General features: G+C 56.3%; 9 protein-coding genes. 5 read left to right on the top strand and 4 right to left on the bottom strand.

Annotated elements, in window-relative coordinates:
- Positions 1-380 precede the first annotated feature (380 nt).
- Positions 381-3,950: a pyruvate:ferredoxin (flavodoxin) oxidoreductase gene (gene nifJ, locus BUB22_RS06135; RefSeq protein WP_073114365.1), complete on the bottom strand. Its 3,570-nt coding sequence runs from the start codon at positions 3,948-3,950 to the stop codon at positions 381-383.
- A 198-nt stretch (positions 3,951-4,148) separates the two neighbouring features.
- On the bottom strand, positions 4,149-4,772 hold the full coding sequence (locus BUB22_RS06130) for a hypothetical protein (protein ID WP_073114364.1): 624 nt from the start codon (positions 4,770-4,772) through the stop codon (positions 4,149-4,151).
- Between the two features lie 56 nt (positions 4,773-4,828).
- On the opposite strand from BUB22_RS06130, the gene BUB22_RS06125 reads away from it, so the two are divergent.
- Positions 4,829-5,908 carry an ABC transporter permease gene (locus BUB22_RS06125; RefSeq protein ID WP_073114363.1) on the top strand — a complete coding sequence of 360 codons (1,080 nt, stop codon included), beginning with the start codon at positions 4,829-4,831 and terminating at the stop codon, positions 5,906-5,908.
- Between the two features lie 301 nt (positions 5,909-6,209).
- Positions 6,210-7,364: an ABC transporter ATP-binding protein gene (locus BUB22_RS17230; RefSeq protein ID WP_083535415.1), complete on the top strand. Its 1,155-nt coding sequence runs from the start codon at positions 6,210-6,212 to the stop codon at positions 7,362-7,364.
- A 264-nt stretch (positions 7,365-7,628) separates the two neighbouring features.
- On the opposite strand, the gene BUB22_RS16665 is transcribed toward BUB22_RS17230, so the two are convergent.
- Together BUB22_RS16665 and BUB22_RS06115 are read right to left on the bottom strand one after the other, a co-directional pair.
- Positions 7,629-7,799 (bottom strand): hypothetical protein, encoded by a 171-nt coding sequence (locus BUB22_RS16665; protein WP_175547249.1) that lies wholly within the window; start codon positions 7,797-7,799, stop codon positions 7,629-7,631.
- 26 nt (positions 7,800-7,825) lie between these two features.
- Positions 7,826-9,289: a leucyl aminopeptidase family protein gene (locus BUB22_RS06115; RefSeq protein WP_139258776.1), complete on the bottom strand. Its 1,464-nt coding sequence runs from the start codon at positions 9,287-9,289 to the stop codon at positions 7,826-7,828.
- A gap of 68 nt (positions 9,290-9,357) precedes the next feature.
- Between BUB22_RS06115 and BUB22_RS06110 the strand changes: the two genes are divergently transcribed.
- From BUB22_RS06110 to BUB22_RS06100, 3 genes are read left to right on the top strand one after another with little or no spacing between them, the layout of a single operon-like run.
- Entirely contained in the window at positions 9,358-10,428 is a 1,071-nt protein-coding gene (locus tag BUB22_RS06110) for a porin family protein (RefSeq protein ID WP_073114361.1), read from the top strand.
- Positions 10,429-10,434: 6 nt separating this feature from the next.
- The gene (locus BUB22_RS06105; protein WP_073114360.1) at positions 10,435-11,448 is read left to right on the top strand and encodes a calcium/sodium antiporter; all 1,014 of its coding nucleotides are present in this window, start codon (positions 10,435-10,437) and stop codon (positions 11,446-11,448) included.
- Position 11,449: 1 nt separating this feature from the next.
- Positions 11,450-13,030, top strand: a complete 1,581-nt coding sequence (locus tag BUB22_RS06100) for an MBOAT family O-acyltransferase (RefSeq protein ID WP_073114359.1) — start codon at positions 11,450-11,452, stop codon at positions 13,028-13,030.

The raw sequence follows: 13,030 nt of genomic DNA, 5'->3' as shown, positions 1-13,030 counted from the left end.
TTTTGAAGAAAATGCCTAAAATCACTAGTTTTTAAGTGAATAATTTGCCGAAATTCACTATTTTTTGATGTTTTTGCGTTAGGGGGCGTCGCACCGCCACGCGGTGGCGAGACTTGCCGTGGGCCCTATCGCTCCGCTCCAGGGTGACAGAGCGGCAAGGCTCGATGAGCCGACCCCGGATCAGGTCCGGGGTGACGAGAGGCGAGCAGCACCCGACCCGGCCCTGGCCGGGGAACGCCCAGGTCATTTCGGATTTAGAGAAAAGACTGCTTGTAATCGGTTGGCATCACAAAAAAAGACGGGTGATTGTTCATCACTCGTCTTTTGTGTGAGATCCTTCGACTTCACGCCTTGCGGCGTTCCGCTCAGGATGACATCCATTACAGGCTGATCAGCCCTTCAGTGTCCTTGGACATGGCGTCATAGAATGCATAGCGAGCATCGACTTCCTTCTGGAGGTCGTCGGCGAGCTTCTTGGCCACTTCCGGATTGCTACGGGTGAGCTGCTTGTAGCGGTTTTCGGTGTAGATGTATTCTGCAACCGGAATCGTCGGCTTCTTGGAGTCGAGGATAAGCGGAGCCTTTCCTTCGGCGGCGAGAGCCGGATTGTAACGGAGCAGAGTCCAGTAACCGGAATCCACGGCCATCTTCTGGTGCTGAAGCTGGCTGTTGAGATCGAAACCGTGGTTGATGCAGGGGCAGTAGCAGATGATCAGAGACGGACCATTGTGTGCTTCCGCTTCCTGGAGAACCTTCAGGGCCTGAGCGTCGTTTGCGCCGAGAGCAATGCGACCGACGTAAACGTTCTTGTAGCTCATGGCGATGAGGCCGAGGTCCTTCTTGCCGGCGCGCTTACCAGCGGCAGCGAAGAGGGCGACGGCGCCACGGTTCGTGGCCTTGGAAGCCTGTCCACCGGTGTTGGAGTACACTTCGGTATCGAGGACGCAGATGTTCACGTTTTCGCCGGTTGCCATCACGTGGTCGAGACCACCGTAACCGATATCGTATGCCCAACCGTCACCACCGAAGATCCACACGGACTTCTTCACGAGGTAGTCGGCGAATTCGTCGCGGAGGCTTACAGAAGCTTCGTCGGTTGCACCGGCGAGAGCGGCCTTAAGGGCGGCGACGTTTTCACGCTGGGCCTTGATGCCGGCTTCGTCGTCCTGCTTCTGGGTCGTGAGCTTTTCCTTGAGTTCGGCAGGAACGTTCACGGCTTCGAGGAGGCTGAGAGCCTGCTTGGCATGCTTCGTGATAGCGAGGCGCATGCCGAGACCGAATTCGGCGTTGTCTTCGAAGAGGGAGTTCGCCCAAGCGGGACCGCGGCCTTCCTTGTTCTTTGCCCACGGAGTGGTCGGGAGGTTACCGCCGTAAATGGAGGAGCAACCCGTAGCGTTCGCGACAACCATGCGGTCACCGAACAGCTGAGAAACGAGACGCACGTAAGCGGTTTCGCCGCAGCCTGCGCAGCTTCCGGAGAATTCGAACAGCGGTTCCAGGAGCATGGCCTGCTTGACGAGGCTCTTGTTGACCTTGGTGCGGTCGAATTCCGGGAGGTCGACGAAGAAGTCCCAGCACTTGCCTTCCTGGACCTTGATGGGTTCCTGCGGCACCATGTTGATGGCCTTCTTGGTTTCGTCGGTCTTGTCCTTACCGATACAGGCCTGCGTACAGACGCCGCAACCCGTACAGTCGTAGCTGGACACGGAAATCGCGAATACCGGCTTTTCGGAACCTTCGAGCTTGAAGCCCTTGGCCGGAGTGTACTTGAAGCCTTCCGGAGCGTTCTTCACTGCGGATTCGTCAACGACCTTCACGCGGATGGCTGCATGCGGGCAGACCATGGCGCACTTGCCGCACTGCACGCAAGCGTCCGGATTCCAGGACGGGATGTTGAGGGCGAGGTCGCGCTTTTCGTACTTGGTGGTACCGGTCGGGAACACGCCGTCGCAAGGCATCTTGGAGACGGGGAGAAGTTCGCCGTTGCCCTTGATGATTTCTGCGGTGACTTCGTTCACGAACTTCGGAGCGTTGCCGTGGATCGGAGCGCGGAATTCCTTGGTGCTGGTGACAGTAGCAGGAACCTTGACTTCGAACAGGTTAGCAAGAGAAGCATCAATTGCGTCCCAGTTCTTCTGGACCACTTCCTGGCCCTTCTTGGCGTAAGTCTTTTCGGCGTACTTCTTGATGTACTTGATGGCGGTTTCGGCATCGAGCACGTTACCGAGCTTGGAGAAGAAGCAGGTCTGCATCACGGTGTTGATGCGGCGGCCCATGCCGGTCTTTGCGGCAACGGCGTAGGCGTCGATCACGTACACCTTGAGGTGCTTCTTGATGATTTCTTCCTGCACCGGACGCGGGAAGGTATCCCACACGGTGTCGGCGGAGTGCGGAGTATTCACGAGGAAGGTTGCGCCATCCTTCGCGTACTTCAGCATGTTCACGGATTCCAGGTGCGGAGTGTGGTGGCATGCCACGAAGTCGGCTTCGTTTTCGCCAATCAGGTACGGGGCGTCGATGATGCTCTTACCGAAACGGAGGTGAGAGGTGGTCATGGAGCCGGACTTCTTGGAGTCATAGACGAAGTAGCCCTGGGCGTAGTTGTCGGTTTCGTTACCGATAATCTTGATGGAGTTCTTGTTGGCACCCACAGTACCGTCGGAACCCAGACCGAAGAACATGGCCTGGAAGAAGTCGCTTTCCAGCTTGAAGTTCGGGTCGATGGTGAGGCTCGTGTGGCACACGTCGTCGTTGATACCGACGGTGAAGCGAGCCTTCGGGTCGGCCTTGGCGAGTTCGTCGTAAATGGCCTTGACCATGGCCGGGGTGAATTCCTTGGAGGAAAGACCGTAGCGGCCGCCGATCATCTTCGGCATGGCCATCTTGCCAGCCATCACGGCTTCGCTGATTGCGGTCAGGGCATCCTGGAAGAGCGGTTCGCCAGCGGAACCCGGTTCCTTGCAGCGGTCGAGGACGGCAATCTTCTTGACGGTCTTCGGGAGGGCTGCAACCACGGCTTCCATCGGGAACGGGCGGTACAGGCGGATGTTCACGAGACCGACCTTTTCTCCCTTGGAGTTCAGGTACTTGACGGTGTCACCGATGGTGCAGGTCGAAGAACCCATGGAAATGATCACGCGGTCAGCGTCGGGTGCACCGACGTAGTCCACGATGTGGTACTGACGGCCAGTGTAGCTAGCGACCTTGTCCATGTACTTCTGGACAATTTCCGGAACCTTCAGGTAGAACGGGTTCACCGTTTCGCGGCCCTGGAAGTAAACGTCCGGGTTCTGAGCGGTACCGCGCATGGTCGGGCGGTCCGGAGTGAGGCAGCGCTGCCGGCATGCCTTCACGTACTTTTCGTCGATGACGTTACGGATAACGCCGTCTTCGAGAGCTTCGATCTTCATCACTTCGTGAGAGGTGCGGAAACCGTCGAAGAAGTGCATGAAGGGCACGCGGCTTTCGAGAGTGGAAGCGTGGGCCACGAGAGCGAGGTCCTGGCATTCCTGCACGCAGCTGGAGGCGAGCATGGCAAAGCCGGTCTGGCGGCAGGCCATCACGTCGGAATGGTCGCCGAAAATAGAAAGGCCCTGCATGGCAAGGGCACGGGCAGTCACATGGAAGACCGTGGGGGTCAGTTCGCCCGCAATCTTGTACATGTTCGGGATCATCAAGAGAAGACCCTGGGAAGCGGTGAAGGTCGTGGTCAAAGCACCGGCCTGGAGCGCTCCGTGAACGGTACCGGCAGCGCCACCTTCGGACTGCATTTCAAACACGCGGGGAACCTGTCCCCAAATATTCTTCTTGCCTGCAGCACTCCAGTTGTCGGCGTGCTCAGCCATAGGACTAGACGGTGTAATCGGGTAGATAGCCGCAACTTCGCTAACAGCAAATGCTACGCTAGCGGTGGCCTCGTTACCATCACACGCAATCATCTTTTTTGCCATGTGTGTCTCCAATTTTTAGGTTTTTTCGAAAAAATCTGATCATATACACCCCGGGCATGTGGCGCACACCCGTGGCGCAAAAATCCGTAGAGAAAAATATAAAGATTGAGCGTGAAAGAACGGGAATTTTTTGAAAAATTCTCTTAAATGGGGAATGTATGGGGGCGAAAAATGCCAGCAGAACTGTGTAAATAAATTTTAACGTCTGCGATCGCGGTACCCGGGTCTAAAAACCATCGGTTGCGGTTCTGAAATGCGTTCCTTGCGTTTTGCGGGCTTAAAAGCCTTTGACTGGGGGCCTCGCTTGTCGGGCCAGCACCCCCAGGGCATTTTCTTGATATTGCGGGACTCGAAGAATTCTGCAACTTTGTCATTGTCGGCGAAATAGTAGACATATCCGTTTTTTGTGAATCCCTGTGTTTTATGGGTTGCATAGATTTTGGTGGAATCGATGGGCTTGCCTTGCCTATAGAGTTCTACATAGTAGGCGCTCCATTGTTTGTCGAAGTGTATGCCGCTCCTTTTTTTACGGTCCTTGTATTCTAAGGCTTTCGTCAAGTCGTCGAAGTCCCTCTTTAGTCGGGTTTGGTACACTGCGAAGGCGAGGGGCGAGGATGCTTGCTCATCGAGCAGTGGGGTACTTTCGGTGCATGTGAAAAAGGCCATGGAATCCGCCGCGGCGATATAGTCTTCCAGGCGCAGGTCGTTGGAGGGGGTAAAGTCTCTGCGGGCTGTTTTCAACTCATTGGGGTCGCTGCACCCGCACAGGGCGACGAAGATTGCCATGACCAGGCATTTTAAGGTGTTTATTCCTTTGCGCATGGAACTAAACTAATAAATTTTCCTGTTGCAGGGAGTTTTTTCTATATTCCGCATTGATGAAATTCCGCGTATCCACAGAAACCTTGAACCGGCTGAAGCGCTTCCGCAAGAACAAGCGGGCGTTCTGGTCGCTGGTGGTGCTCGTGGTGGCGTACCTGCTTTCACTCACGAGCCCGTGGACGGTGAACGACGAACCGCTCGTGTTGCGTTACGAGGGCAAGACGTATTTCCCGGCGTTCGTGCGGTACAGCGAGGCGGACTTTGGCGGGGAATACCAGACGGAAGCCGACTATGGCAAGCTTTTCGAGGCGGTTCGCGAGTGCGAGGAAGATGCTGCCGAGGGCTTTACCCGCGCGGGCGGATGCCCCGAGGTTTGGGCGGTTATGCCCCCGATTGCGCATGACCCGCTGAAGGCGGACCTGAGCGAGGACGGAGCGCCCCCGTTTGCGCCGAGTGCAAGGCATTGGCTCGGCACAGATAGCAATGGTCGTGATGTTTTGGCCCGCCTGATACATGGGTTCAGAATTTGCATCAGTTTTAGTTTGTTGTTGACTGTCCTCGGGACGTTCCTCGGGATTGTCATCGGCGGTATCCAGGGCTACCTCGGCAAGTTCTGGGATATCGGCATGCAGCGCATGATTGAAATTTGGTCGTCGCTCCCGATGCTCTACGTGGTGATTTTGATTGGAAGCATTTACGGGCGCAGTTTCTGGCTCTTGATTCTGATTATGGCGGCGTTCAACTGGATTTCGCTGAGTTACTACATGCGTGCGGAGTTCCTCAAGCTTCGCGGCATGACGTACGTGCAGTCGGCGAAGGTTCTGGGCATGGGGCACAGGCATATCTTTTTCAAGGAAATTCTGCCGAATGCGATGACGCCCGTGGTGACGCTGTTCCCGTTCACGCTGATTGGCGGTATCGGGAGCCTTACCTCGCTCGATTTTCTGGGATTCGGCCTGCAGCCGCCCACGCCCAGCTGGGGCGAACTCATGAGCCAGGGACTCAACAACCTTTATGCGCCGTGGATTTCGGTGAGCACGGTTGCCGCACTGTTTGTGACGCTGCTCCTCACCACGTTCGTGGGCGAGGGCGTGCGGGATGCTATGGACCCGAAGTCGGGGGACAGGTATGTCTAACCTGAGGCGACTGAAGGGGCCATGCCAAGCGGGAACGGCTCGTATTGACGAGCCGTGGGAGCGCGGAGCAATCGACTCCAGAGGAAAATTTTTTTTCGTTAAGGTCGATTGCGGAGTCGCATACCGACCCGAAGTCGGGGGACAGGTATGTCTAACCTGAGGCGACTGAAGGGGCCATGCCAAGCGGGAACGGCTCGTATTGACGAGCCGTGGAAGCGCGGAGCAATCGACTCTAGAGGAAAACTTTTTTCATTAAGGTCGATTGCGGAGTCGCATACCGACCCGAAGTCGGGGGACAGGTATGTCTAATCCGGTTTTGCGGGTGCGCGGGCTCTCGGTGGCATTCGGGTTCGACAAGAACGGCAACCCGCGCGATGGCGTCAAGCCGGTGCAGGTGACGGACCGCGTCTCGTTCGAAATCAATGCGGGCGAGTTCTTTGCGCTGGTGGGCGAGTCGGGTTGCGGCAAGAGCGTGACTGCGATGGGAATCCTGCGGCTGCTCCCGTGGCCGGGCGCGCAGATTGTCGAGGGCTCGGTGCTGTTCCATGCGGGACGCGATGCCGCGGGCGCTTCGAATGCGGGTAAGGACTGCGCTGAGGGTTCTCTTGTGGGTAAGGACTGCGCGCCGATTGATTTGGCGAAACTCCCGCTCCCTGAACTGCAGAAAATCCGCGGGTCCGAGATTGCGTGCATATTCCAGGAGCCGATGCAGGCCCTGAACCCGGTCGTGACCATCAAGAAGCAGTTGCTCGAGGTGTTCAGGTTCTGCGTGAAGGCTGATGCGGGTAAGGACGGCGCAGTTTCCGCGGGCAAGGCTGATGCGGGCAAGGATGGCGCCGCCGACCCGCTGGCAGTAATCCGCGAGATGCTGACTCTCGCGGGCTTTAACGACCCCGACCGCGTGCTGAACGCCTACCCGCACGAACTTTCGGGTGGCATGCTCCAGCGTGTGTGTATCGTGATGGCGTTGCTCCCGAAGCCCAGGCTGATTATTGCCGACGAACCGACTACGGCACTCGACGTGACGGTGCAGGCGCAGGTCCTTGCGGTCTTGAAAGATATGGCGAATCGCACGGGTACCGCGGTCCTGCTGATTACCCACAACATGGGCATTGTCTCGCAATACGCGGACCGCGTGGCGGTGATGTACGCCGGCCGCATCGTAGAATGCGGGCCCGTGCGCGACGTGATTGATAACCCGATGCACCCGTACACGCAGGGGCTATTGGCCGCCATCCCCGAAAACCACAGTGACATGCGCAACCTGCGCTCCATCCCGGGGTCAGTGCCGCATGCGCGCGACTTTGTGAAGGGCTGCCGATTTGCGGACCGCTGCGAAAAGTGTGCGAGCCTTTCCGCCGAGTTGCAGGCCAAGTGCCGCTCACAGGAAATCCCGCCGAAAGTGGGCGAGTCTCATTTTGCGCAGTGCTATTTCCAGAATTTGCAAAGCAAGTAAACGCTTCTAGCAGACCAAATGCATGCGTACTGCCCGCTTGGTCTGCCCAGCGGGCCTAAAAAATCACTTTTAGGTGCAAGTAATTTGCTTTCCTGCAGACCAAATTTACGAAAATATCTGAAATGGTCTGCTCAAAAGTCTAAAAACAGCAGACTTTGTTGCGTATAAAGTAATTTCCAGCAGACTAAATGAGGGCTTGCGGCCATTTTAGTCTGCTCGGGCTAATATATAGTTTGCTCGGTTTTATGCGTTATCAATCCGGACTTATTTCAGACCGTATTTCTCGGCGAGCTGGGCGCGTTCTTCTTCGGAAAGGCTTTTCAGGTAAGCCTTCCAGCCGGGGCAGAAGTTGATGTGGAATCGCCAGAACCGCCCGATGAGCGATTTGGGGTTCTTGTCGTACTGGGCACGGATTTTGCAGTTTGCGCAGGCCATTTTATGCGTCCTCGTTTTGGGTTGCCTTATGCCTGTGCAAATTCTCTTGCAAGTTCGATAAGCGTCTGCACGCCGAAACCGGTGGCGCCGTATTCGGTGTACTTCCACTTCTTGGTGACGAATGCCGTACCCGCGATGTCGCAATGCGCCCACGCGGTATTTTCGGGAACGAATTCCTGCAGGAACAGTGCCGCGGATATTGCGCCCGCATCGGTTCCCGTGTTCTTGAGGTCGGCAAACTTGTCCTTGAGCGCGTCGGCGTATTCTTCTTCGAGCGGCATGCTCCAGAACTTTTCGCAGCACGCTTCGCCGCAGTTGATAACCTTCAGGCCGAGATCGTCGTCGTTGCTGAAGAAACCCGCGATGGCATACCCGAGTGCGCGGACCATGGCACCGGTGAGCGTGGCGAGATCTACGATGTGCGTTGCCCCGATTTCGCCTGCTTCTGCAAGCCCGTCGCTAAGCACCAGGCGGCCTTCGGCATCGGTGTTGTCGACCATCACGGTCTTGCCGTTCTTGGCCTTGAAGATGTCGCCCGGGAGCACAGACTTGTTGCCGATTGCGTTTTCGGCGAGGCAGCACACGGCGCTCACGTGAATCGGGAGCTTGAGCGTGGCGATAGCCTGTATGGCGGCAAGTACGGTCGCCGCCCCGCTCATGTCGCTAATCATTTCGGGCATGGATTTGGGCGGCTTGAGGCAGAGCCCGCCGGTATCGAACGTGAGGCCCTTGCCCACGAACACCAGGTGGTCCTTCGAGGTGCGCTTGGCCCCCTTCGTTCCGTCGTACGAAAGCGTAATCATGTACGGTTCGTGCGAACTGCCCTTGCCGACGGTCACGTGGCCCATGAAGCCTTCCTTTTCGAGTTGCTTCATGTCGCGCACCTTGATGCTGAGGCCCGGCGTGTATTTCGCGATGGTCTTCGCATTTTGAACAAACTCAGCGGGGTAGAGGTCGCTGGCGCAGGTGTTGATGAGGTTCCTTGCAAGCGTTACCGCCTTCTGCTCGACAGCGACATCTTCTGCAATCTTCTTGAAAACCTTGACGTGCTCGCCCGCGACAATCTCGAATGTTACCTGGAAGTTCTTCTCCTGCTTGCTCTTGTATGCGTCGAACTTGTAGTCGGCGTAGCTAAGCCCGTGGAGAATCGCCTTGAACTGCTCATCTGCCGCATCGGCGAGGAAGATGCTCACGCTGGGAACCTGCTTTTTCATGGCGCGGCCAGCCAGGCGGTAGGCGGCCATGCGCAGGTGGTCGAGTGCGGAAAGCCCGCGCTCCTTTGCCGCATCTACGAAAAACGTCGGCTTGCCATCGATTTCAAGGAATTCGAGGTCCTCGAACGGGCCGTCCTTCATGCCGTTAAGAACGGATTCGACCTGCTTTTTACCGTTTTCCGACAGGATTGTGGAAAACTGCACTGATTTTTTTACGAAAAAGAGGGCGTAGGCGTTCGCTTTTTGCGATTCTGTGGCGATTATATTGAACTTCATGTTTGGAAAGATAGCAAAACTTTTGTATTTTGATACAAAGAAAGTAAATAATGCAAAATGGAGTAATTATGAACACGAAAATGAAATCGTTCGGTTTTGTTCTGGCTCTGACAGCTTTTGCCATGGCACAAGAAGCGGCTCCCGTAGCGGAAGCTGCAGCACCCGCACCGGAAACAGCCGCCGTTCAGGAAGTGGCTCCTGCTGAGGCCGCCCCGGCCGCTCCGGCACAGGAACCCGCCGCTGCGACGGAACCTGCGGCGGAAACTGCACCCGAAGCGCCCCAGGCCGTTGCCCAGGAACCTGCTCCTGCCCAGGATGCCTCGACAGGCTCGGTAACCGAAACGGCTCCTGTAGAGACTGCCGCTCCGGCCCCGCAGCCTGAACCGCAGCCCGCTCCTGTTGCCGACGAAGGCGACATGCCTGCTCCGAAGGCTGTCCGCGGCGTAGATGCCGAATCGCAGCCCGTGTATGGCGCGCAGACAACCGCTCCGGTCGAAACTACTGTTCGCGAAACCCGCGTGTATAGGCTCAAGGCTGAACCCATCCCGATGAAGTTCTCCTTCGGTGTGCAGGGCTTTGCCGGCATGAACACTCTCTTCGACAACAACTGGGATTTCGAGGAATCCTATGATGGTATTGCATGGAAGGCCGGCTTGTTTGCCGTGGTGCCGTTGAACGAATACACGATGGGCTTCAAGATTGGCGCCTTGTTCGACCATAGTGAGGCTAGCGCCTCCTACTCTTACGGTAGCGACTATTCCAAGGAAGCGCATGTCAAGTTCAAGATGGACCGCGTGACTATCCCGCTCCTGTTCATGCTCAAGTCCATGTACTCGAACTTCTCGTTTGATTTTGGTATGCAGGTCTCCGTGCCTGTCCAGGATACGTTCAAGTATTCCTACGAGAAGGCTGACGGTACTCCCGTGAACGGCAATGCCGACATGATTGACCTGGATTACCGCAATTCCATGGACTTCGCGCTCCTGCTCGGTCTCTCCATCAAGGCGAACAATTACCTTTCGTTCGATATCCGCTACGAATGCGGTATTTCCAATGCCTATGACGGCGTGCCCGGCTGGCGCATCAACGAGCTCACCTCGAACACCTTCCTCTTCGGTATTTCCTTCTACGTCCTCTAATAGTTTATGATTCTTCCGATTGTCGCTATAGTCCTGGGATTGGGTGTCCTGGTATGGAGTGCTGACAAGTTTGTTGATGGAGCGGTAGGTGTCGCCAAGTTTTGCGGCATGTCTACGCTCCTTATCGGTATGGTTATTGTCGGGTTTGGCACCTCCGCTCCGGAGATGGTCGTCTCGGCGATTTCTGCCATGCAGGATGCTCCTGAACTTGCTCTTGGAAACGCTTACGGGAGCAACATCGCAAACATCGCCCTCATTCTCGGCGTGACAGCGATTATTTCGCCGGTCATCGTGGTGCGGAAGGCTCTCGTGCGTGACCTGCCCGTGTTGATTGCCGTTACGGCTGTTGCCATATTCCAGGCGATGGACGGCTCCATCAGCAGGCTCGACGGCATTGTCGTGCTGCTCGTTTTTGCGGGCGTGATGACCTTCAATGTCGTGAGCGAACTTCGCCAGAAAAAGGGTGTGGCTGCGGAAGAAACGGTTGCATCGGAATCGGGCGAGGGCGAAAATCTTTCTCTCGGAAAGTCTATCCTGTGGCTTGTGCTCGGGCTTGCTCTGTTGGTGGCAAGTTCCCGTGCGCTCGTGTGGGGGGCGGTAGAAATCGCGCGTGCTCTCGGCGTGAGCGACTTGCTGATTGGCCTAACCATCGTTGCCGTGGGTACCTCGCTCCCGGAGCTTGCGAGTTCCATTGCGGCAGCCCGCAAGGGCGAGAACGACCTTGCCATTGGCAACATTATCGGGTCGAACCTGTTCAATACGCTCATGGTGGTAGGTATCGCAGCAATGATTGCGCCGATGCATTCCTTCAGCGCTTCTATCCTGAGTCGTGATCTGCCGGTTATGGCCGTGCTGACTGTTCTCCTGCTGTTGTTCGGGCTCCCTGTCCGCAAGAGCAGAGTCGGTGCGGATGGCAAGCGCATTGGCCGCATCAACCGCCTTGAAGGTACCGTGTTTCTCGTTGCCTACGTGGGCTATATCGGCGTGCTTATTGCGCAGGCGACCGGAGTCTTGAAGTAGCGTGCTTTTCCATTCCTGGTATTTCATTCTGTTTGCGGTCGCTGTCGTAGGGCTATACTACGCGGTTCCCGTGGGCAGGGAAAATGCCTGGGGCGGCAAGTTCCGTTGCATACTGATTCTTGTTGCGAGCCTCTACTTTTATGCGGTGTGGCGACCCGAGTACCTTGCGCTTATCCTTGCGACAATCGGCGTGGATTACACGATGGCGCGCTTTATCGAAAGGTTTGGCCGGAGTGCGGGTGGCCCTTCTGAAGGTTTGCCCGGCGCGGATGTTAAAGCGAATATTAAACGGCGCATCGCGCTTGCAGTTTCGCTGAGCTTTGACCTCGGGCTTCTGTTTGCATTCAAGTACCTGGGATTCTTCGAGGAAACGTGGAATGCGATTGTCGCCCCGTGGATGGGGAAACCTTTGGACTTGCCCAAACTGTTGCTCCCGATGGGCATATCGTTCTACACGTTCCAGAGCCTGAGCTACGTGATTGACGTTTATCGCGGGAAGATTCCCGCATGCAGGAACATCGCGCAGTACGCATTGTACGTGACGTTCTTCCCGCAGTTGGTGGCCGGCCCTATCGAGCGCGCTCCGCACCTGATGCCGCAACTTGCGCTCGAGCATCGCTTCGATGTTGCAGACCTGCAGGCGGGCATGTTCCGCATATTGCAGGGCTTCTTCAAGAAGGCGGTGCTGGCAGACCACCTGGGCGTATTCGTGGATGGCGTGTTTAACGGTGTTGCGTCGGGCCAGGTGTCGAGCATCTCTCCTGTAGAACTGATCCTTGCGGGCATATTCTTTACCTTCCAGATTTACTTCGATTTCTCGGGTTATTCGGATATCGCTATCGGTATCGCGCGGATTTTTGGCGTGAGGCTGATGGAAAACTTCAACGCGCCATTACTTGCGACAAGTATCTACGACTTCTGGAAACGCTGGCACATTTCGCTCACGAGTTGGTTCCGCGAATACGTGTACTTTAGCCTCGGCGGTTCGCGCAAGGGGCGCCCGCTTGCGGTAGTGAATGTGCTTATCGTGTTTTTCTTGAGCGGGCTCTGGCACGGTGCCGCATGGACGTTCGTGGCGTGGGGCGTGTGTCACGGTGTCGCGTATGTGCTGGAACGTCCGTGGCGCAAGCTCCCGGTAAAGCACCCGTGGCTTGGCCGTATCAAGACTTTTGCGCTTGTCGTGCTGTTCTTCACGCTGTTCCGCGCACCGGATTTCGGTACATGGCTCAACTACATTGTCGGCATCTTTAATTTCGGACCGTTTGAAAGCCTGACGCAGGCGTACATTGTTCCTCACGATGATGCATTCCTGAAAGGTCCTTTTATGTTGTGCGGTGGAAATTGTGCGCATTCGCTTTTCTGTGTCGATAACGATGCTGTGCATATTCCTGCAGCCCTTGCTGTGCTTGTGGGCCTTTTGATATGGGGTATCCGCTCGCTTGTGACTCGCGGTGGAACGCGCGGTTGCGTGGTGGGCGATGAACCGGGTGCGTGGCGCTGGACATGGTGCCTTGTCTATCTGTTGGCAATCATTTTCCTCGGCCGCTTTAGCGGGCAGGGATTCATTTACTTCCAGTTCTAG

The organism is Fibrobacter sp. UWCM, from assembly GCF_900129735.1.
Taxonomy (GTDB): domain Bacteria; phylum Fibrobacterota; class Fibrobacteria; order Fibrobacterales; family Fibrobacteraceae; genus Fibrobacter.
This window is presented reverse-complemented; position numbering and strand designations above follow the sequence as displayed.

Coding starts and splice junctions, on each gene's coding strand:
- BUB22_RS06115 (WP_139258776.1), bottom strand. CDS start 9,289: ATGAAGTTCAATATAATCGCCACAGAATCGCAAAAAGCGAACGCCTAC.
- BUB22_RS06110 (WP_073114361.1), top strand. CDS start 9,358: ATGAACACGAAAATGAAATCGTTCGGTTTTGTTCTGGCTCTGACAGCT.
- BUB22_RS06125 (WP_073114363.1), top strand. CDS start 4,829: ATGAAATTCCGCGTATCCACAGAAACCTTGAACCGGCTGAAGCGCTTC.
- BUB22_RS17230 (WP_083535415.1), top strand. CDS start 6,210: ATGTCTAATCCGGTTTTGCGGGTGCGCGGGCTCTCGGTGGCATTCGGG.
- nifJ (WP_073114365.1), bottom strand. CDS start 3,950: ATGGCAAAAAAGATGATTGCGTGTGATGGTAACGAGGCCACCGCTAGC.
- BUB22_RS06130 (WP_073114364.1), bottom strand. CDS start 4,772: ATGCGCAAAGGAATAAACACCTTAAAATGCCTGGTCATGGCAATCTTC.
- BUB22_RS06105 (WP_073114360.1), top strand. CDS start 10,435: ATGATTCTTCCGATTGTCGCTATAGTCCTGGGATTGGGTGTCCTGGTA.
- BUB22_RS16665 (WP_175547249.1), bottom strand. CDS start 7,799: ATGGCCTGCGCAAACTGCAAAATCCGTGCCCAGTACGACAAGAACCCC.